The sequence below is a fragment of the uncultured Catenibacterium sp. genome (assembly GCF_900540665.1).
Lineage (GTDB): Bacteria > Bacillota_I > Bacilli_A > Erysipelotrichales > Coprobacillaceae > Catenibacterium.
In genome coordinates this window covers 1-20,579 of the sequence record NZ_UQGV01000014.1, presented here as the reverse complement: position 1 = coordinate 20,579, position 20,579 = coordinate 1, and the positions used below count along the sequence as shown (strand labels likewise).

The following is a 20,579-nucleotide window of genomic DNA, read 5'->3' as shown; positions in this document are numbered from 1 at the left end:
TCCTTTGGGAAGATCTATTTGTGTCTAAATGTGATTCGCCCACGTGTTAAATCATATGGAGAAATTTCTACTGTTACTTTGTCCCCTGGTAAAATGCGAATGTAATTCATACGGATTTTACCAGAAACGTGAGCTAAAATAACTACTCCATTATCCAGCTGGACTTTAAACATTGCGTTTGGTAATGTTTCTACGACCGTTGCCTGGACTTCAATTACGTCATCTTTCTTCTTTGCCAAAATCGATCAACTCCTTATGTACCTTTGTCATGATTTCATAGCCATCATCGGTGATAGCTACAGTATGTTCATAATGTGCAGCTAATGAATGGTCTGCAGTCTTCACTGTCCAATCATCACTCATTACTTTAACCTCGGCTTTACCTAAATGCGCCATAGGTTCAACTGCAATACACATACCTTTTCTAAGTTTTGGTCCTCTGCCTGGTTCACCCCAGTTAGGAATGCTAGGATCTTCATGAACCTCAGTGCCAATGCCATGTCCTGTATAGTCTCTAGGCGTTGAGCAGCCATGACTTTCAAGGTAAGTCTGAACAGCATGTGAAATATCAGAAACTCTATTACCTGGTTTAACTTGTTCTAAACCAGCATAAAGCGACTGTTCACATACTTCCATAAGATGTTTAGCCTGAGGAGATACATTGCCAATCGCAAATGTCCACGCAGAATCCCCATGATATCCTTTCCAGCATGCACCTACATCTACAGAGATAATATCTCCATCTTTAAGTACATAATCGTTAGGAATGCCATGAACGACAACATCATTTACAGACGTGCAAACAGCACCAGGAAAATTATAAAGATTTAAGAAAGATGGTGTACAACCATTCTTTCTTATAATCTTTTCACAGAAATCAGATACCTGTTCTGTTGTTAAACCCGGTTTAAGCCATTTAGCGAGTTCCTGATGAACTAAACCTACAACATGACCAGCATGTCTCATTAGGTCAATTTCACGTTCATCCTTAATTGTAATCATTATTTGGCCTCCAGATTTTTCTTGATATCCTCATAAACTGCATCCATAGACTGATCGCCATTAACGTTAGTTAATTCGCCCTTCATTGTATAATAGTCAATAAGTGGTCTAGTCTGCTTTTCATAAGTATCAAGTCTAACCTGTACAGCTTCTTCGCTCTCATCAGGACGCTGATAGAGTTCTCCACCACACTTGTCGCATACGCCTTCAGTTTTTGGTGGATTGAAAACGACATGATAAGTGGTTCCACAATCCTTACAAGTTCTACGACCTGAAAGTCTCTTGATTAACTTTTCTGATGGCACATCAATATTGATAACATTATCAATATCAAAACCAAATTCTTTCGCGATACTTTCTAGTTCTCTAGCCTGAATGATAGTTCTTGGGAAACCATCAAGAATAAAACCGTTCTTAAAAGAGTCAATATTTTCCTTTAAGAATTCCCTTACCATTTCAACTGTATATTCATCTGGAACAAGATGCCCAAACTGAATAAAATAACTAGCAATTACCCCGAACTTTGTTCTTTCCTTTAAAGCTTTTCTAAAAAGGTCACCAGTTGAGATCTGGTACAAGCCGTACTCCTCCACTAATTTTTTAGCCTGAGTTCCTTTGCCTGCCCCAGGAGGGCCCATAAGAATAATATTCAAATCCTATTCCTCCTTCTAATTGCTACTTTCTTATATAACCATGATATTCTCTTCTTGTCAACATACTTTTTATTGCTCTTACAGTTTCTAACGCAACTCCTGTTACGATAATCAATCCTGTACCCCCTAGAGACAATGCATTATTTGATGTCATCTTCCAGATTTCTGGAGCAATGATTGGAATAGATGCAATGATTGCTAGGAATAAAGATCCTACCACAGTTACACGATTTAAGACAGTTCCAATATATTTCTTTGTATCATCACCAGTACGAACACCAGGAATTGCGCCACCGCTCTTCTTTAAATCTTCACTGATCTTCTTAGCGTCGATCTGTAAATTTGAATAGAAGAATGTAAATAGAATAATCATCACGATATAGAGAACGAATCCTATAGGTTTCTGATAATTCAAGATATTGTCAATCATCTGAGTTGTTGAAGTAGACTTCATGAAACTGATGATTGTTCTTGGTGCTGCTAAAACTGATGCAGCAAAGATAACTGGAATAACTGAAGAACTATTAATCTTAATTGGTAGATTAGTAGATTCTTTAGTGTGCATGACTGTCTGTGTATTTGTTGCATAGATGATAGGAATTTTTCTTATTGCTCCTTCTTCAAATACAACAAACACGACAATGGCTAAATAAACAAGTACGAATAAGATGTACCAAGCTAAGCTTGTTGCAGTCTTAGCAGCACTTCCAAATGTAACCATTGATTTAAATGACGAAATAAAACTATTTGGAAGGTTAGCGACGATACCAGTGAAGATTAATAGTGAAGTACCATTACCTACACCTTTAATAGTAATCTGATCACCTAACCACATTGTGAACATAGAACCTGCAGCCATAACTGTGACTACGTACACATATGTCCAGATAGAACTACTCGCTAGAATACTATAACCCTTATCGAATGCATATGTCAATGACCCACCTTGAATTATTGCTAATGCAAGCGTTAACACACGAGTTACTTTATCCTTTTTCTTTTTACCTGTATTACCTTCTTTATTCCACTGAGTTAAAGCTGGGACAACGTCCATAGATAATAACTCAATAATAATAGAAGATGTAATATAAGGAGAAACCCCCAAAGAAAATAATGAGAATTTCTCCAATGTTCCTCCACCAAGCATATTCATAATTCCGAAGATTCCTGAAGAGGTAGCAGCGCTTGTGATTGCACTTGTATTAATATAAGGAATCACAATGCCTGCCCCTAATCGGAATACGAATAGTATGCCGAGTGTAAAGACGATCTTACGACGCAATTCACCTTTTTTAAATACTTCTTTAAAAAAGTTTAGCATCTTAGATCACCTCAGTTTTTCCACCTGCAGCTTCAATTGCCTTTACAGCTGATTTTGAGAATTTGCTAGCCTTTACTGTTAAAGCAACATTTAATTCGCCTCTGCCTAAGACTTTTAAACCGTCTAATGCTTTTTTAACTAGCTTAGCTTCCATAACTGCTTCTAAGTCAACAACAGCACCGTTTTCGAACTTGTTTAAGTCTTCAACGTTGATGATTGCATATTCCTTAGCATTATGATTAGTGAAGCCACGCTTTGGTAAGCGCATGAATAATGGAGTCTGTCCACCTTCAAATCCTGGTTTCTTACCTCCACCAGATCTAGCGCCCTGACCTTTCTGACCTCTACCAGATGTCTTACCATTACCAGAGCTTGTACCACGACCTACACGATTTCTGTTACGACGTGCGCCGTCATTGTATTTGAGTTCATGTAATTTCATTGTTTACACCTCCTACTTGTCTTCAACTTTTACTAGGTGTCTTACTGCGTTGATCATGCCTTTGATTGTTTCTGTTTCATACTTTTCAACAGAAGCATGCATTTTATTTAATCCTAACGCTTTAAGAGTAGCCTTCTGGTTTTCTTTACCACCAATAGGGCTTTTTACAAGCGTAATCACAACTTTTTTATTTTCTGCCATTTTTACGCTCCTCCTATCCATAAATCTTTTCGACTGTGATGTCTCTTAATTCTGCTACCTGTTCAGCAGTCTTTAATGATGCTAAACCTTCGATTGTTGCTCTTACCATGTTGATTGGAGTTCTTGATCCAAGACACTTAGATAAGATATCAGAGTAACCTGCTAATTCAACTACTGCACGGACAGGTCCACCAGCGATGATACCAGTACCTTTAGAAGCTGGTCTTAAGAATACTGAACCAGACTTATAGTTACCAGTGATTTCATGAGGGATTGTACCGTTGATATTTGGAACTGTGATAAGGTTTCTCTTAGCAGCTTCTTCAGCTTTTCTGATTGCATCAGGTACTTCGTTAGCCTTACCTGTACCGAAACCAACACGACCTTTTCTATCACCAATTACAACTAAAGCAGCGAAACGCATTTTACGTCCACCCTTAACAACTTTAGTAACACGGTTGATAGTAACAACTCTTGTTTCGAATTCCTTAGGAGCTCTCTGTCTTCTGTTGTTTTTTCTGTTTCTTCTAGGGTTATTGCCTCTTCTAGAGTTTTCTCTAGAATTTTCTCTAGGTTTACGTTCTTCCATTATTTGACCTCCCTCTTAGAATTTTAATCCAGCTTCTCTTGCAGCTTCTGCAAGTGCTTTTACTCTACCATGATAGATATAACCACCACGGTCGAATACTACTACATCAATATTTTTAGCAATTGCTCTCTTAGCGATTTCAGCACCAACAGCAGCAGCTGCTTCAATGTTTGAACCATTTTCTAACTTCATGTCTACAGAAGATGCTGATACAAGAGTTACACCCTTAGTGTCATCGATGATCTGTGCATGAATATGAGAGTTTGAACGGAACACATTAAGACGTGGTCTTTCTGGAGTTCCAGAAATCTTATTACGAACTCTAGCATGACGTCTTAAACGGATAACGTTGCGTGATTCATTCTTTGCCATGATTCGATTTTCCTCCTTAGTTTATAACTACTTCTTACCAGCAGTTTTACCTTCTTTTCTGATGATATGTTCATCAGAATATTTAATACCTTTACCCTTATATGGTTCAGGCTTCTTCCAAGCTCTGATTACTGAAGCGACATGTCCAACTCTTTCTTTAGAGATACCAGATACTGTGATTTCAGTAGCTGATGGACATTCAACTTTCACACCTTCTTCGATTTCAACTTCTACTGGGTGTGAATAACCAATATTCATTACTAATTTATTACCCTGCATCTGAGCTCTATAACCGATACCAACGATTTCAAGTTTCTTAGTGAAACCATCTTTAACGCCTTCGATCATGTTTGCAAGTAAAGCTCTAGTTGTACCATGTAACTGCTTGTTTGCTTTTTCTTCACTGTGTCTCTTACATTCGATTTCATTACCATTTACTTCGATAGTAATTAAATCAGAGAACTGTCTTGTAAGAGTTCCCTTAGGACCTGTAACAGTGACAGTGTTATCAGCAGCAACGTCTACGTTTACACCTTCAGGTACGATAATAATCTTTTTACCAATACGAGACATTGTTTGACCTCCTAAATAATTTTATTACCAGATATAAGCTAATACTTCTCCACCGATATTCTTAGCTCTTGCTTCTTTATCAGTCATAAGTCCTTGAGAAGTAGATAATACTACGATACCTAAACCATTTAATACTTTAGGGATTTCGTTTACTTTAGCATACTGACGTAAACCTGGTTTAGAAACTCTCTTTAAACCAGTGATAACTCTTTCGTTACCTTTATATTTTAATGTAATAACAATATTCTTATGATTTCCTTCTTCATTTACTACGAAGTCAGTAACAAAACCTTCATTCTTTAAGATGTTTGCTAAATCATTCTTTAGGTTTGAGTAAGGGATAGAAACAGTTTCATGTTTCTGCTGATTCGCATTACGAATTCTAGTTAACATATCTGCAATTGGATCTGTTGTAACCATTTATATGTCCTCCTTCCGTATGTGACTTATAAATTACCAGCTTGCCTTCTTAACACCAGGAATTTCACCTTTGTAAGCTAATTCTCTGAAGCAAATACGGCATAACTTGAATTTTCTAATAACTGAATGTGGGCGTCCACAACGTTCGCATCTAGTATATTCACGAACTTTGTATTTCTGAGGACGTTGCTGTTTAACTTTCATTGATGTTTTTGCCATAATTCTGTCCTCCTAATTATTTAGCAAAAGGCATGCCAAGTTCTGTTAATAAAGCGCGACCTTCTTCGTCAGTCTTTGCAGTAGTAACAAATACGATATCCATACCTCTTAACTTTGCAACCTTATCGAAGTCAATTTCAGGGAAGATTAACTGTTCTTTAACACCTAAAGTGTAGTTACCTCTTCCATCAAATGAATTCTTAGGTACTCCTCTGAAGTCTCTTACACGAGGAAGTGAAATACTTACTAACTTATCTAAGAATTCATACATTCTTTCACCACGTAAAGTGACTTTACATCCGATAGCCTGACCTTCACGTACCTTGAAACCAGCGATTGATTTCTTAGCAGTAGTAACGATTGGCTTCTGACCTGAGATTAATGTCAATTCTTCTACAGCTTCTTCTAAGAATTTAGAATTGTTGACTGCATCACCAACACCGATATTAATAACGATCTTTTCCATTTTAGGAATCTGCATTGTAGATTCATAACCGAACTTCTTCATTAAGTTCTTTGTGATTTCGTTTGTATAACGTTCCTGTAAACGGTTCATGTATTATCCTCCTTCCCCTTATTTCTTCTTATTTTCGATTACAGCACCTGTTTTCTTATTAACACGTACTTTTTTACCATCTTCAATTTTATAGCCAAGTTTAACGATTTCCTTAGCTTTTGTATCATAGTAAGCAACATTAGAAGCATCAATTGGAGCTTCTACAGTAATGATTCCGCCTTCAGGATCTGCCTGAGAAGGTTTAACATGCTTTGTTACCTTCTTGACACCTTCAACGACAACTCTATTACCTTTAATTGCAAGAATTTCGCCAGTCTTGCCTTTTTCGCTGCCTGCAATGACCTGTACTGTATCACCTACACGTAATTTCATATCTTTCGTTCCTCCTATAATACTTCAGGAGCTAATGATACGATTTTCATGAAATCAGCATCTCTTAACTCTCTAGCGACTGGGCCAAAGATACGTGTACCCTTAGGTGTATTGTCATCTTTAATGATTACGCATGCGTTATCATCGAAACGGATTACTGAACCGTTTTCACGCTGAACACCGTATCTTGTTCTAACGATAACAGCTTTAACGACTTCACCCTTCTTTACAGTTCCGCCTGGAGCCGCTTGCTTTACAGTAGCAACAACGATATCACCGATGCTACTTGTCTTTCTATTTGAACCACCAAGGTTTCTGATAACTAAAACTTCTTTAGCGCCTGTATTGTCAGCAACTTTTAATCTACTTTCGTTCTGGATCATAGTAGTGACCTCCTTTCAGACTGTATTAGATAATTTCTGCTTTCTTTACGATTTCTACTAAACGGAAACGCTTTGTTGCAGATAATGGTCTTGTTGCCATAATCTTTACTGTATCTCCAACACGTGCTTCATTGTTTTCATCATGTGCATGGAATTTCTTAGATGAATTCATACGTTTACCGTATAATTTATGTTTTACATGTGTTTCAACAAGTACAGTTATAGTTTTGTCCATCTTAGTAGAGATGACTGTGCCAGTATAGACTTTTCTGTTATTTCTTTCCATAATCTCTCTCCTACTTTTCAAGTTCTCTTTCTCTAATAACTGTTTTGATCTTTGCGATTGATTTTCTTACTTCTTTGATACGAGCAGTATTTTCAAGCTGACCAGTTGCCTGCTGAAATCTTAAACTAAATAACTCTTTTTTGAATTCTTCTACTTTTACAAGTAGATCTTTTGTTTCAATACTTCTAATTTCTTGTACTTTCATGAGTTACTCACCTCTTCCAATAATCTTGCATCTGACAGGTAACTTATGAGAAGCAAGTCTTAATGCTTCACGAGCAGTTGCTTCATCAATCTGACCAACTTCGAACATAACGCGGCCTTTCTTAACTACAGCTACCCACTGTTCTGGAGCACCTTTACCTGAACCCATACGTACTTCCAAAGGCTTTTTAGTCTTTGCTAAGTGTGGGAAGATTCTAATCCAAACCTTACCACCACGGTTCATATGACGGTTGATTGCGATACGGGCTGCTTCAATCTGTCTTGAAGTAATCCAAGCACCATCAAGAGCTACTAAACCGAAGTCACCGAAAGCAACTGTCTTACCGCCCTTAGCCTTACCTTCATATTTAACTCTATGAGGTCTTCTATATTTTGTTCTCTTAGGCATCAACATGATTATTTATCCCCTTTCTTCTTTGCAGGAAGAATTTCTCCCTTACAAATCCAGACTTTAACTCCTAGCTTACCATAAGTAGTAGCAGCTTCTGCAGTGGCATAATCAATGTCAGCTCTGATTGTATGTAGTGGAACTACACCTTCAGAATATCCTTCACTTCTAGCGATATCAGCACCGCCTAAACGACCTGAAACTGAAGTCTTAATACCTTTAGCACCGTTTCTCATTGCGTTCTGAATAGCTCTCTTCTGAACTGTTCTGAATGAAGCACGGTTTTCAAGCTGTTCTGCGATTCTATCAGCTACTAACTGAGCGTTAGTATCAGCATTCTTAATTTCTACTACGTTGATAAATACTTTCTTATCACTGATAAGACCCATTAATTCTTTTCTTAAAGCATCAATGGCTTCTCCGTCTTTACCAATCACTACACCAGGTCTTGATGTGTGAACAAAGATATTGACGCGTTTCTTTGATCTTTCAATATCGATCTTTGCTACGTATGCTTTCTTTAACTTAGCCATTAAGAATTCACGAATCTTAACGTCTTCTAATAAGTAATTAGCAAAGTCTTTCTTATCAGCATACCATCTTGAACTCCAATCACGGTTAACACCAACACGGAATCCAACTGGACTTACTTTCTGACCCATTGTTCGTCCTCCTATCTTTCTTCAACCACACAAGTGATGTGGCATGTTCTCTTTAAAATTTGAGTTCCAGAACCTTTAGCTCTTGCGCGGAATCTCTTTAATGTTGGACCTTCGTCAACATAAATCTTTTTGATATATAACTTATCTTCGTCTGCACCTTCATTATTAACAGCGTTAGCCTTAGCAGAGTTAACAACCTTGATAATAGCAGGAGTAGCACTCTTGTTTGTGAATTCAAGAATTCCGAGTGCTTCCTTAACTGACTTACCACGGACTAAGTCAACGACTAATCTAGCTTTCTGAGGTGATACACGAATAGTTTTTGCTGTTGCTCTTGCTTCCATGTTCAAATCCTCCTATTTATTAAGCAGCCTTATCATTGGCTGTGTGGCCTTTGAATGTTCTTGTTGGAGCAAATTCTCCTAACTTATGACCAACCATATCTTCTGTTACATAAACTGGAATATGTTCTTTACCATTGTATACTGCGAAAGTATGCTCAATAAACTGAGGGAAAATAGTAGAACGTCTTGACCAAGTTTTGATAACTTCTTTTTTACCAGCAGCATTTAATGCTTCAACCTTTTTCATCAAATGTTCATCGACGAAAGGTCCCTTTTTTAAACTTCTTGCCATGATTACTTATCCTCCTTCTTATTTAGCATTACGACGACGTACGATCAATCTGTTAGAATGTTTCTTGCTGTTTCTAGTCTTAACACCAAGAGCCTTCTTACCCCAAGGTGTAAGTGGAGCTTTACGACCGATTGAAGTTTTACCTTCACCACCACCATGAGGATGGTCATTAGGGTTCATAACAGAACCACGAACAGTAGGTCTAACACCTTTCCATCTCATACGTCCAGCTTTACCGTAATTAACAAGACCATGGTCTTCGTTACCTACAGCACCAACTGTAGCACGGCACTTCTTTAAGAATTTTCTTACTTCACCAGACTGAAGTCTAACAATTACATATTTTTCTTCAGAACCAAGGATCTGAGCTGAAACACCAGCAGAACGAGCTAACTGTCCGCCCTTACCAGGATGCATTTCAATATTGTGGATAGTAGTACCTTCAGGCATGTTACCCATTTCCATACAGTTACCAACTTTAACGTCAGTAGTTTCACCAGAAACAATTACAGTTCCTACTTCTAGTCCCTTAGGAGCTAGGATATATCTCTTTTCACCATCAGCGTAATTGATTAAAGCGATGTTTGCAGATCTATTTGGATCGTATTCGATAGTAGCAACCTTACCAGGTACTCCATCCTTGTTACGCTTAAAATCAATAACTCTGTATTTTCTCTTATGTCCACCACCATGATGTCTAGTAGTGATCTGACCCATGTTGTTACGGCCACCTTTTTTCTTATAAGGAGCAAGTAATGACTTCTCTGGAGTAGAAGTAGTGATTTCTTCCTTAGTCAAAGCAGTCATGTTTCTACGACCGTTACTTGTAGGCTTATATGCTTTAATTGGCATGTTTAATCCTCCTATTTAAATATCTGAAATGGAGTGCATTTCAATAGTTTATAATTAGTTAATTATTCTTCTTCACCAAATAAATTGATGCTGTTGCCTTCTGCTAAAGTTACGATTGCTTTCTTTCTTCTAGCAGTCTTACCAACATAACGACCAACTCTCTTAGTCTTAGCTCTAACGTTGATTGTGTTAACGCTAGTAACCTTAACATTGAACATAGCTTCTACAGCCTGTTTGATTTCAGTCTTGTTTGATGATAAAGCAACATCGAAAGTATATTTGTTTTCTTCCTGCATTAACTTCATAGTCTTTTCAGTTAAAACAGGTTTTCTTAGTACGTCAGTAATGTGAGCCATTATTTTAGTACCTCCTCAACTGCCTTGATAGCTTTTTCAGTCATCATTAACTTAGTGCAATCCATAACGTCATAAACGTTTACGTTGCTAGCTTCGATAACTTTAACACCAGGAACGTTTCTTGCAGATAATACTAAGTTTTCTTCTAACTTATCAACAACGATTAATGTCTTTCTTGGGTTTTCGAAGTTACCTAAGAAATTAACAACATTCTTAGTCTTGATAGTTTCGAAAGCGATAGCATCTAATGCAACTAATTCCTGATCGATTACCTTCTGTGATAATACAGATCTTAATGCAAGATTCTTAACTTTCTTGTTAATCTTGAAGTCATAGCTTCTTGGAGTAGGACCAAAGACAACTCCTCCACCGCGCCACTGTGGTGCACGGATAGAACCCTGTCTAGCACGTCCTGTACCCTTCTGTCTCCAAGGTTTCTTTCCACCGCCTGAAACTTCGTGACGATTCTTCACCTTGTGAGTACCCTGTCTTAATGAAGCTCTCTGTAGTAAGACTACATCAAAGATTGCCTGGTTATTTGGTTCGATTCCGAATACGTTTTCGTTAAGTTCTAAATCGTTTAATTTTTCACCATTCTGATTAAATAATGCAATATTCAACATTAGTTTTTCCTCCTTCCACTTCATTATTCTGCAACTGCTTCAGTAGCATAATTTACTAATTCAGCAGCTTCGTTTGTTTTTCCGTTTGCCTTGATACCAGACTTAACGACTACTAAGCCTTTCTTAGGACCAGGTACTGATCCGCTAACTAGTAATACGTTCTTTTCTACATCAACTGCAACAATTTCAAGATTCTGAACTGTTCTTGTGTTTCCACCCATCTGACCTGGAAGTTTCTTACCAGGAGCAATTCTGTTTGGAGCGATTGGACCCATAGAACCTACGATTCTGTGAGCTCCAGAACCATGTCCCTTTGGACCGATGTGCTGTCCGTGTCTCTTGATAACACCCTGATAGCCTTTACCTTTACTTGTACCTGTTACGTCAACTACTTCACCAGCTACAAAGCTATCAACAGAAACTGTCTGTCCAACTTCATAACTCATCATTTCGTCATAACGAAATTCTTTAATGAAGCGCTTAGGAGCTGTGTTTGCTTTAGCAACCACACCTTTTTCTGGCTTGTTTGCAAGCTTTTCTCTCTTGTCTTCAAAACCAACCTGGATTGCGTTGTATCCATCAGTTTCAACAGTCTTCTTCTGAAGAACTACGTTTGGAGTTGCTTCGATAACTGTTACTGGGATTAACTTACCATCAGTAGCGAAAACTTGAGTCATTCCGATCTTACGACCTAAGATTCCTTTCATGAGTTACACCTTTTACCTTTCTTATAACTTGATTTCAATATCTACACCACTTGGTACTTCTAATCTAGTTAAAACATCAACTGTTTCTGGTGTAGGGTTCACTACGTCGATTAAACGTTTGTGAGTTCTGATTTCGAACTGTTCACGAGAATCCTTATATTTGTGAACTGCTCTTAAGATCGTATAAATTTCCTTTTCTGTAGGTAATGGTACAGGACCAACTACCTGAGCACCAGACTTCTTAGCTGCAGCTACGATCTTTTCTGCAGAAGCATCTAGGATCTTGTGATCAAAAGACTTAAGTCTGATTCTGATTTTGTTGTTTGCCATGATTATTCCTCCTTGTCTATTTGTTAGACAACGCTCAATGCGAATTCCCTGAGCACTCTTCCGTTCATGACAACGGCTGTCAGCGTTTCAGCAACCTCGCACATCTTTGCGTTTCACAACGGTCATATAATACCGTAATAAAACAGAGAAATCAACCCCTTTTTACACTTTTTTTAGATTTTTTTAATAAATTTTTCATTGAATAATCCAACACTTTTTGATCATAGAATGTAAGCGCAAACATTTGCGGAATAATATAAAATGAACTTATTTTCTTTTGAAAACATCATTTTTCAGCATTTCTGGATCTATCTAAAATAAGATTGTATACAATAATAAAGTGCTCTAGGTATAAGAAAACACACCTATGAAGGTGTGCTTTGTACTCTATGCCTTTTTACTTTCCTTACTAGTTTACGAATAGTATATCCAGTACATAGGATAATAATCGCAATACAGATTGCGACAATATATTTATTGATCTTAATCGCATCTGAATGAAGTTTAGATGCGTCTATCGTGTTATCAACACGTTGTCCTCTTACAACTAAACGCTGTGTATTAATACCATAGGGTGTACATGTAAATAATGTACATAAGTCTTTCCCTTCTTCTATTTCAAATAAACTATAGTCATCCGGTTCTATAGTAGCAATTTGAACAACTTCATATGCCAAAACTTGGTCATAGACATGAAGATAGAATATATCCCCTTCTTTTAATAAATCTAGTTCTGTAAAGAGTTTAGCACTAGGAAGACCTCTATGGCTTGATAAGACGCAATGAGTTGATTTACCCCCAACAGGTAAGCTTGAACCCTCTAGATGCCCTACACCTACCTGTAAGACAGATGCATCCACTGTATGAGATACAGCAAGCTTTAAATGAATCTTAGGGATTACTATATATCCCATCATACCTAAACCATCTGCATTTAAAAGACTCTTATATTCAGCAAGCTGTTCTTCTGTTGGTGTAAAACGTGCATCATTATTAACTAAAGTTTCATTATAAGCTTTGGCTTTATCAATAGCTGCCTGCTTTTCTTTCTGATTCATCTTCTTCATCTTATCAGAATAGTTAGCAACTACTTTTGATTGATATAATGAATTCCAGTATTCACTTACTGTTGGATAAAGTAATAAGGAGATTCCTGTAATAAAAACAAGTACTGCGATAATTGTCGCCATATGTTTTCTCATCTTACATTCATCTCCTTACTATTTAATAGGGAATGATAAATCATTCCCTAAATAATGTATTTATATAATTAGTTAGTTCCTTCTTTTCTCTTAGAGAATAATACCATACCAGAAGCTAATACTAAAATAGAACCTACAACATAGATTAATGTTGTACCCATACCACCGGTACTAGGTAATAATGAACCAGTGTTGTTTAATACTTTTACATCACCTTCGATTGCTTCATCATTTACCTTGATCTTACCATCAGATAAGATTTCAATCTTAATAGATTTCTGGATTTTGTTGTAACCTTTTGGTGCTTCTGTTTCTTTAAGGTAGTAAATACCTTCCTGTAAACCATGTATATAAACATGACCCTTATCGTCAGATGTTAAAGTTGTGCTGCCCTTTGTCTGATCAATACTATAACGATAAAGTGAACCATTTGGAGTAAACTTAATTGCTTCTTTTTCAGTCGCATTTTCTACTTTTGATAAGATGAACTTAGCGTCTGCAAGAGGTGTATTAGTTCCAGTGTATTTGAATACTGGAATACCATAAGTATAAGTTGTAGTTTCAGATTTATCACTCTCTACATTGTTTTTACCATATGTTAAAAATGTTGTATTCTTCATTGCTGTGTTAATAGGCGCTTTATTACTTACTGTTGCGAAATACTTAACATAAATTTTATTTAATTCACCTTTATCAATTCTTTCTTTATATGTTGTATAGAACAAGTTGGTGAATGAAAGTTCGAAAGTACATTCATCTGTAGGTTTTCATTATTAAAAGGACCTGGTCTAACATTAACCATCCTCTCTTCACCTGTTGTAGGTAAACTTATATTCTTTTTTTGGCTATCAGTAAGATTACAATAAACTTCATAAACAAAACAATTTTCTAAGTTAGGATCCATTACATCGTGTAAAATGTAATTCGTTGCACCAGGTTTCACATTAATAGTTGTTTCAAATTGAACTACTTGACCAAGATTTACAGAGTTTTGCTTACTGTTATCACTTACTGCACCACCATCTAGAATTATCTTATTAACACTTGGATTTTCATGCTTGTCTTTAATTGTAGCATCTGGATTTGTAGTTGTAATAGCACAAGCTGTTCCTGAAGCTGATTCAACTACATAGTAACCTAAATCTAAATTGTCAAATACAGCTTTAGTTGTTTCAGTTTTAGAAGTCGCTGTTGCTACTACTGATTTAGTTTCAGTAATGTTATTTTTTTGTGCATAACCAATTGCATAAATTGCAAGCTTACGAGCTTCAGTATCGTTAGCTTGATTGCCCTTAAATTTCACATAACCATCAGTAGTTGTTTCAAAAAATTTAGTACCTTGAGTTCCAGTAATAAAATCATCCCACTTATCGCCATTTCTCATATATGAATAAGCGTTATTAGCTTTATCATAACTTTCAAGTTTTAGAATTTTATAAATCTTATACTGCTCGCCTACAATTGCATTCTCAAGTGTAATACTACCTTTTGTTGGTGTTGAAGTTGTTGCAGTAGTTTCTACCGCATTAACACCAGTAGCCATTGAAATGATCATCACAAAAGTGCAGACAATGGCTAAAATTCTCTTCATTAATTTCATTTCCCTATCTCCTCTTCTTTTTCCTTAACGCGATTTTTATATATGATCAACAGAACTATAAAACTAGCAACTACCATTACTAATCCTAAATGTCTGTAAATCAGGGTTAATCTGCTACCTACAGAAGGTAGCATCTTTGTACGGAGACTATTAGTCACTATGACTTCATCTCCTACTACTGCCTTACTTGTAGAATTACCATTTACATTATAATCTACAACATATGGCAGTTTATTCACTTTTACTTCTTGAGAAGTATCAGTGATTGGATTGCCTTCATCATCTAATTCAAATACAAAATATGTAGTATTTAATTTAAGATTGATGAATTTTGTGGTCTTCTCTTCTGTTTCACCTGTACTATAAGTAATTGTTTTTACTTGTAGTGGTGAACCATCTCTTTGTGGTTTGTCATATAATCCAAATGTATATGTTCCACTCACTGGTTTATGAGAAGTACCTGCTGCATTATTGATAAATGCTTTTTTAACTACTATCCCTGTCTGTGAGTTATATATAGTGAGATTAAAATCTTCAGCAGAATAAGCGATTTTGTATTTCCTATTCGATTGTGTTTCAAAATAAGCAATACATTGTTTTACATAGTCTGAGTAATCATCGTTATTCTCTTTATCTACACAGATAATATAATAAGAACTATCGTCCTTAATATATCCATCCGGTGTATTTCTTTCTTTGACTTCATAGATTTTATTGTATGAAGTGATAAATGGTGCTTTTACAGTAAATACTCCATTTTCTGTCTGACCACTTGTTTGAATACCTTCAACTCTTTGAATCTTATCTCCATTGAGTAGACATTCATATATATCAAATATAACTCCACTCATTAGATTCGCATTATCCTGATCGATCTTTTTAATAGATAATTCAGGATTGTCCGTACTTGTCGTACTACCACCTGCATTCAGGTTATAGCTGAAGTTTGGAATAACATCATTCTTACCACCATCACTACCATATGACTTCCAATAGACCTTGTTAGATACCGTTGATGTTGTATCTGGTGGAATGTTGACGGTGACTGTATAAGTAATAATAATTTTCTTTTCATTTGGAATTGAGATTTCTAAAGTATTTGTTTCTGGATTAAAAGCTTTTTCTATCTCTACAGAGTTTCCAGCATCATCTTTTGCTTCAATACTTGTAATATCTAATTCTAATGTATCGCCCAGCTTATCCACTAATGTCAGCTTATTGCCATCATTAGATGGTAACTTCTGAGAAAGTGTATTAGCTGTAATTGTATACTTGATTGTTTGTCCATTAAATGTTTCAGGATGGCTTTTATCTAAGCTGTTCTTTTCAAGTGCTGCAGTAGAACTTGAAGTGGCTAGTTGTTCTTCTCCATCATTACTTTGTAATGTGACCTTATTCGCAAAGGTTTTAGACTGTCCACCAAGTAATACTTTAGAATCAGTGACACGACAGACAACCTGTACATCAATTGAACATTCATCTCTTGTATGTTTGTTCTCAAATTCACCTAGTTTAATAAGAGCTTTATTTGTCTTCTTATTATAGTAATAGGTTGTACTTTGATTTTGTCCATTATCATTGATTGCTGTATTGGAATATACATTATAATCATCACCTAAGTCATCCATTGTCTTAGAAACAACAGAGCCTGCTTGACTACCATGCCACTTGATACGTATATAACCAAGTTCCATACCTTCTGGAATATCTTCTAATACACGGTAATCACCGTTCAAGTCACCTGCATAGTTGACTTTAAAGACCCAGGATGCATATATACCATTACCTGTTGTCTGGTCTAGAATATTTGTCGCAATTTTACTTGTGTTATTGTCAGTACCATCTTTAAGAATAGTGGCCTGTTCTCCATCATAACTAAATGTAAAATTGAACTCCTTCAACAAATCTCCTCCACCATGAAGTGACTGCGTAGCATCATTACGTTTATTAAATGATGTATCTGTTGTGTCCTTTAGGAGTACTTCATTCTTATAAGTGAATGTGTCACGATTATCTGTAGGAATCTGTGAAGGTTCTGTCTTAATGATCATATAGATATTTTCATCATTTTCTAGATTGATTGTTTGTTTTGCAGTGAGTGTGAGTTCACTCTTGTTGTTTCCAGTAAAGTTCTTATTATTTGTATATTCATGATCAAATAGATCTTTTTTATCTACTAGACCTGTATTTGAGTCTAAGAACTCTTGATAGTTTTTACATGCACCTATTTGTTTAGTGAGCTTTCCTTGATAGATACCTGCAATAGAATCAGTATGAAGGTAAGAATCAGTGATGTTATTCTCTTTCACTACTGCATCTTTAATTTTTGTACCTTCTCTAATAGCTGATCCATTGACTTCTATTACCCAATAGAAAGTTCCATTCTCCCAAGTAGTCGCATTTTCTACTGGTCTTTCATAATACCAGGCACTCTTATTCACATTGAGGTTATAGAAACCATTCACCTGCGTTGTTTGAGATGCTGTTTTGTTGGTGAAGTTGAATTTATTATTACCTCTCACAACCTTTCCATTTAATGTGAACGTATTAGTGACTTTAATCTGACCGACTTCACTTAAATCCTCAGTCTGAGCATAATAATCAAAGCGATAGCCATAGCTGTTTGACCAGCCAAGTTCTGAAAGTTTAAGTTCAAATGAATTCTGTTTATCAATCTTTAGCCATTTGGATTCTTTATCTTTATAAGCATTTGTATTTGCATCATATTCATAAGCAGTTATTTTTACATAACCAACATAATGCATAATATCTGAACTCAATGCATCCTTTAAAGTTGCATGAGTGATATCAAACTGGTTCTGTGATTTATTCAGATTGACTGTATATTTATAGCTTCCTTCTGGAACTATAAAGCTACTTACTGAAGAATCTTTTTCATAAGTATTATTCTTCTTTACATAGATATCTGAATTCATATGGATTGTTTGATCATTTGTAGTGACATTACTATCTTTAACCTTATGAATCCATGTATAGTCATTCAGATCAAGTGTTATCATAGTTCTATCTAACATACCTGCCAGATACTTTGCGTTATCTGCGTCATTAGCATATACGTTTTTGATTGTCACCTGTCCTGACTGCATTGCGGCATAGACTTCAGGTTGAATCTTTAGTTTATAGGTTACATAGTAACTATCACCTGGATAAACAGTCATAGGATGATCATCTGTACCACTTAGTTTAAAGCGTTTTGGATTACCATCAGTCCAATTCTCTTTATAGTTCGTTCCAGTTGTTTCCCATTCCACCTTATAGTGAGATGAATCAATTTTTGTATCTGTATTTCCTTTAATTTGATATAACTCTACAGAATCTTGAATATATGAGATATAAGGTAACATCTTATCATCAGTTGAACGACCACTATAGTTTAAATAATCAAAGAATGCATAATTCTTTAAAGGATAGTTACTATTCGTATTTAAAGTGAAATTCAATCTGTATTGAACAATATAGTTTCCATCTTGATCCTTTGTATACTGCTTACCATTTGTAGAAATGATATTTTTTGTCATACCATAAGTGATTGATGGAGTAAATGTTTTTTCAGAAGATCCCTTTAAATATGTTTCATCACCTTTTTTATTAAGTACTGATGCTTTATTGATGATTTTCTGATTTCTGATATTTTGTTTATCTGTAAGCAAGACAAAGTAAGTTAATGTTCTTGTTTCATTAGGTTTTAATTCATCTACTGACCAGACAATGCTTCCTGGTTGAGTAATATTTGAGCCACCAATTACTGGCTCAGGAATCTCTTTATCTGAAGTTGGTTGATTTGTTAGATAGATTTTTCCTGGTGTATCAGTTCTTTTTGTTTCATATGGTTTTTGTCCATCTTCATTAGTACCTAATGTTGTAGGTGTATAAGAGATATTGCCTGCATAAGTGACTAGATTCTTATTGTTAGTGAACTTATCGACTACATAGACATTTTTACTGCCATCAGGACCTGCTGATACAGTGAGTGTGTATTTAATATAATCACTACTTGGATCTTTTGTATAAGACTTCTCTACTTTGACATCACTATACTTTTCTAAGAAGCTTGGACCATATTCTAGTTTGATGCTTCCATTTGGGAAGGTTGCTTCTAGAGAGCCATTGTCTTTATCTAATGTAGTAAGATCTACTTCTCCTTCTAAGAAGAAGCTTCCAGAAAGTGTCGCATTATCACCTAAACTTGCTAAGAATTCTTTTGTATAAGTCACAATTGCCTGTCCGTTTTCTACATGAATTGTACCAATCTGTTTATTATTCTTATCAATGATTGGTCTTTCTGTAGTACTTGTAGAACGGAAGAATGCAGGTAGGTTATAGGTAAAAGACCCACCATATTGATTTTCTAATGTATCAGCATGGATATTCTGAAATTCTACTTTAAACTTAAGATATTTAGTATTAGGTGTAATGGTTCCATTTTGTACACCATCACTGTTTTTATCTGTAGATACTTTTACAGATTTTATATTGTTATTTTGTAGGACATAGACTGGATGAGTGGTTGACTCATCAGTAGTAAGAAGTTTTAATGAATCCTGGTCATCTGACTCAGATGGCTGAGAATACTTAACATAGGTATAATTCTGTAAATTATGTGTTTCAGCCCCAGCATGCGTTGTTAATACAAAGGCAGCACATAAGATAAATATACACATTAATGCTTGTGTAACTCGTTTATATTTTTTGACATAGGCATTTAAATTTCTTGTGTGTTTAAAATATTGCACAACTTTCATACGCTAAGGCGCCTCCTTTCTACTGAATTACTCTAAACTTATTTAATGGCCAGATTCTTAATATAATTGTACCTTCTATTTGATTTTTTGAGACATCGCTCACCAATACAGTTCTTGAATCTATGGATAATTGACGATTATCTCCCATACAAAACCAATGATCTTTATCTATACTATGTGGCATACTTATATCACTTTTTCCTAACTCTTTTTTATTAATATAGCTTTCATTGATTTTTTTATCGTTGACTGATACGTTCCCTTTCATATCAATCTCTACTTTATCTCCAGGACCTGCAATAACACGTTTGACAAGTAACTTATTACCACGCCAAAAGGCTATAAGGTCTCCTTGTTTTATTTCTTTCTTTTTAACTGCCACTACAAACTGTCCTGACTTTAACGAAGGTGACATTGTAGAACTGGTTATTTTAAATATATATATTTTTTGAGATACAAAAAGAGCAATCACTATCGCAAGTATAAAAGAAATAGCTTTACTTTTGTGTGATTGTTTCTTATCTCCTCTTACTGGACTATCCTCAATATGTTCATTCGTTTTAACCATCATTTTATTCCATTCTTATTTTGTATCTTTCACAAATAATAAAATCTCACAAAATGTACACTTTGGTAATATTTTACATAAGCGCGGAACCAATACAACGCTTTTCATCTTGAATTTCAACACTTTTTCACCCTGTTTCAGTGAATTTAAACATGTTACATATCATTTTCAATAATATTTCATCCTTGCATTATTGTTTATTGTAATAGCATTACGTTTCATAAATTTTTTTCAATAAAAAAGCCCTCACGCAGGAAGACATAAAAAAAAGGACCTGGCAGCTTGCTATTGTCGCGTCTTCACACTATCGTCGCCGT

At 35.6% G+C, this 20,579-nt stretch carries 30 protein-coding genes; all 30 read right to left on the bottom strand.

The features are described from left to right. Nucleotides 1–14 precede the first annotated feature (14 nt). The 30 genes from infA to lepB all read right to left on the bottom strand — a co-directional run bounded on the left by infA (nt 15) and on the right by lepB (nt 20,265). Nucleotides 15–239 carry a translation initiation factor IF-1 gene (gene infA / locus QZQ55_RS03290; protein WP_006505645.1) on the bottom strand — a complete coding sequence of 75 codons (225 nt, stop codon included), beginning with the start codon at nt 237–239 and terminating at the stop codon, nt 15–17. Next, a complete protein-coding gene (gene map / locus QZQ55_RS03285; RefSeq protein WP_295089823.1) occupies nt 220–1,002 on the bottom strand; it encodes a type I methionyl aminopeptidase in 783 nt (260 codons plus the stop codon). Before map ends, infA begins: the two co-directional genes overlap by 20 nt. Then, nucleotides 1,002–1,655 carry an adenylate kinase gene (locus QZQ55_RS03280; RefSeq protein ID WP_295089821.1) on the bottom strand — a complete coding sequence of 218 codons (654 nt, stop codon included), beginning with the start codon at nt 1,653–1,655 and terminating at the stop codon, nt 1,002–1,004. The genes map and QZQ55_RS03280 overlap by 1 nt, the downstream gene beginning before the upstream one ends. Before the next feature lie 22 nt (nt 1,656–1,677). Then, nucleotides 1,678–2,976 carry a preprotein translocase subunit SecY gene (gene secY, locus QZQ55_RS03275; protein WP_295089818.1) on the bottom strand — a complete coding sequence of 433 codons (1,299 nt, stop codon included), beginning with the start codon at nt 2,974–2,976 and terminating at the stop codon, nt 1,678–1,680. A 1-nt stretch (nt 2,977) separates the two neighbouring features. Then, nucleotides 2,978–3,418 carry a 50S ribosomal protein L15 gene (gene rplO, locus QZQ55_RS03270; RefSeq protein ID WP_006505641.1) on the bottom strand — a complete coding sequence of 147 codons (441 nt, stop codon included), beginning with the start codon at nt 3,416–3,418 and terminating at the stop codon, nt 2,978–2,980. Between the two features lie 12 nt (nt 3,419–3,430). Continuing rightward, on the bottom strand, nt 3,431–3,619 hold the full coding sequence (gene rpmD / locus QZQ55_RS03265) for a 50S ribosomal protein L30 (RefSeq protein ID WP_022425045.1): 189 nt from the start codon (nt 3,617–3,619) through the stop codon (nt 3,431–3,433). 13 nt (nt 3,620–3,632) lie between these two features. After that, nucleotides 3,633–4,208 carry a 30S ribosomal protein S5 gene (rpsE, locus tag QZQ55_RS03260; protein ID WP_295089815.1) on the bottom strand — a complete coding sequence of 192 codons (576 nt, stop codon included), beginning with the start codon at nt 4,206–4,208 and terminating at the stop codon, nt 3,633–3,635. Between the two features lie 15 nt (nt 4,209–4,223). Beyond that, nucleotides 4,224–4,580: a 50S ribosomal protein L18 gene (rplR, locus tag QZQ55_RS03255; protein ID WP_006505638.1), complete on the bottom strand. Its 357-nt coding sequence runs from the start codon at nt 4,578–4,580 to the stop codon at nt 4,224–4,226. A gap of 27 nt (nt 4,581–4,607) precedes the next feature. Continuing rightward, entirely contained in the window at nt 4,608–5,153 is a 546-nt protein-coding gene (gene rplF / locus QZQ55_RS03250; RefSeq protein WP_295089813.1) for a 50S ribosomal protein L6, read from the bottom strand. A gap of 24 nt (nt 5,154–5,177) precedes the next feature. Further along, complete coding sequence (rpsH, locus tag QZQ55_RS03245) at nt 5,178–5,573, bottom strand: 30S ribosomal protein S8 (protein WP_006505636.1); 396 nt, start codon at nt 5,571–5,573, stop codon at nt 5,178–5,180. Nucleotides 5,574–5,606: 33 nt separating this feature from the next. Beyond that, complete coding sequence (locus QZQ55_RS03240) at nt 5,607–5,792, bottom strand: type Z 30S ribosomal protein S14 (RefSeq protein WP_003536834.1); 186 nt, start codon at nt 5,790–5,792, stop codon at nt 5,607–5,609. A 16-nt stretch (nt 5,793–5,808) separates the two neighbouring features. Continuing rightward, entirely contained in the window at nt 5,809–6,348 is a 540-nt protein-coding gene (gene rplE, locus QZQ55_RS03235; RefSeq protein WP_006505635.1) for a 50S ribosomal protein L5, read from the bottom strand. Nucleotides 6,349–6,366: 18 nt separating this feature from the next. Then, nucleotides 6,367–6,681, bottom strand: coding sequence for a 50S ribosomal protein L24 (gene rplX, locus QZQ55_RS03230; RefSeq protein ID WP_117458134.1), 315 nt, complete (start codon nt 6,679–6,681; stop codon nt 6,367–6,369). Nucleotides 6,682–6,695: 14 nt separating this feature from the next. After that, a complete protein-coding gene (rplN, locus tag QZQ55_RS03225) occupies nt 6,696–7,064 on the bottom strand; it encodes a 50S ribosomal protein L14 (protein ID WP_006505633.1) in 369 nt (122 codons plus the stop codon). 25 nt (nt 7,065–7,089) lie between these two features. Then, nucleotides 7,090–7,353 carry a 30S ribosomal protein S17 gene (gene rpsQ, locus QZQ55_RS03220; protein WP_187012199.1) on the bottom strand — a complete coding sequence of 88 codons (264 nt, stop codon included), beginning with the start codon at nt 7,351–7,353 and terminating at the stop codon, nt 7,090–7,092. Between the two features lie 7 nt (nt 7,354–7,360). Continuing rightward, nucleotides 7,361–7,555 carry a 50S ribosomal protein L29 gene (gene rpmC / locus QZQ55_RS03215; protein ID WP_295089811.1) on the bottom strand — a complete coding sequence of 65 codons (195 nt, stop codon included), beginning with the start codon at nt 7,553–7,555 and terminating at the stop codon, nt 7,361–7,363. A 3-nt stretch (nt 7,556–7,558) separates the two neighbouring features. Beyond that, the gene (gene rplP / locus QZQ55_RS03210) at nt 7,559–7,969 is read right to left on the bottom strand and encodes a 50S ribosomal protein L16 (RefSeq protein ID WP_006505630.1); all 411 of its coding nucleotides are present in this window, start codon (nt 7,967–7,969) and stop codon (nt 7,559–7,561) included. Nucleotides 7,970–7,971: 2 nt separating this feature from the next. Then, on the bottom strand, nt 7,972–8,625 hold the full coding sequence (rpsC, locus tag QZQ55_RS03205; RefSeq protein WP_022425051.1) for a 30S ribosomal protein S3: 654 nt from the start codon (nt 8,623–8,625) through the stop codon (nt 7,972–7,974). Between the two features lie 11 nt (nt 8,626–8,636). Continuing rightward, the gene (gene rplV / locus QZQ55_RS03200) at nt 8,637–8,969 is read right to left on the bottom strand and encodes a 50S ribosomal protein L22 (RefSeq protein WP_006505628.1); all 333 of its coding nucleotides are present in this window, start codon (nt 8,967–8,969) and stop codon (nt 8,637–8,639) included. Nucleotides 8,970–8,988: 19 nt separating this feature from the next. Next, nucleotides 8,989–9,261 carry a 30S ribosomal protein S19 gene (gene rpsS, locus QZQ55_RS03195; RefSeq protein WP_006505627.1) on the bottom strand — a complete coding sequence of 91 codons (273 nt, stop codon included), beginning with the start codon at nt 9,259–9,261 and terminating at the stop codon, nt 8,989–8,991. Between the two features lie 18 nt (nt 9,262–9,279). Further along, nucleotides 9,280–10,113, bottom strand: a complete 834-nt coding sequence (gene rplB / locus QZQ55_RS03190; RefSeq protein WP_022425052.1) for a 50S ribosomal protein L2 — start codon at nt 10,111–10,113, stop codon at nt 9,280–9,282. Between the two features lie 62 nt (nt 10,114–10,175). Beyond that, entirely contained in the window at nt 10,176–10,469 is a 294-nt protein-coding gene (gene rplW / locus QZQ55_RS03185; RefSeq protein ID WP_006505625.1) for a 50S ribosomal protein L23, read from the bottom strand. Next, nucleotides 10,469–11,092, bottom strand: coding sequence for a 50S ribosomal protein L4 (rplD, locus tag QZQ55_RS03180; RefSeq protein WP_295089808.1), 624 nt, complete (start codon nt 11,090–11,092; stop codon nt 10,469–10,471). The genes rplW and rplD overlap by 1 nt, the downstream gene beginning before the upstream one ends. 23 nt (nt 11,093–11,115) lie before the next feature. Then, on the bottom strand, nt 11,116–11,799 hold the full coding sequence (rplC, locus tag QZQ55_RS03175) for a 50S ribosomal protein L3 (protein WP_295089805.1): 684 nt from the start codon (nt 11,797–11,799) through the stop codon (nt 11,116–11,118). 21 nt (nt 11,800–11,820) lie between these two features. Continuing rightward, complete coding sequence (rpsJ, locus tag QZQ55_RS03170) at nt 11,821–12,129, bottom strand: 30S ribosomal protein S10 (protein WP_006505622.1); 309 nt, start codon at nt 12,127–12,129, stop codon at nt 11,821–11,823. Between the two features lie 365 nt (nt 12,130–12,494). After that, the gene (locus QZQ55_RS03165; protein WP_295089803.1) at nt 12,495–13,331 is read right to left on the bottom strand and encodes a class C sortase; all 837 of its coding nucleotides are present in this window, start codon (nt 13,329–13,331) and stop codon (nt 12,495–12,497) included. 68 nt (nt 13,332–13,399) lie between these two features. Next, complete coding sequence (locus QZQ55_RS03160) at nt 13,400–13,951, bottom strand: SpaA isopeptide-forming pilin-related protein (RefSeq protein WP_295089800.1); 552 nt, start codon at nt 13,949–13,951, stop codon at nt 13,400–13,402. A gap of 59 nt (nt 13,952–14,010) precedes the next feature. Then, nucleotides 14,011–14,931, bottom strand: coding sequence for a hypothetical protein (locus QZQ55_RS03155; RefSeq protein ID WP_295089797.1), 921 nt, complete (start codon nt 14,929–14,931; stop codon nt 14,011–14,013). Continuing rightward, nucleotides 14,928–19,694 carry an isopeptide-forming domain-containing fimbrial protein gene (locus tag QZQ55_RS03150; RefSeq protein ID WP_295089793.1) on the bottom strand — a complete coding sequence of 1,589 codons (4,767 nt, stop codon included), beginning with the start codon at nt 19,692–19,694 and terminating at the stop codon, nt 14,928–14,930. Before QZQ55_RS03150 ends, QZQ55_RS03155 begins: the two co-directional genes overlap by 4 nt. A gap of 19 nt (nt 19,695–19,713) precedes the next feature. Further along, the gene (gene lepB, locus QZQ55_RS03145; RefSeq protein ID WP_295089790.1) at nt 19,714–20,265 is read right to left on the bottom strand and encodes a signal peptidase I; all 552 of its coding nucleotides are present in this window, start codon (nt 20,263–20,265) and stop codon (nt 19,714–19,716) included. Nucleotides 20,266–20,579: the final 314 nt, after the last annotated feature.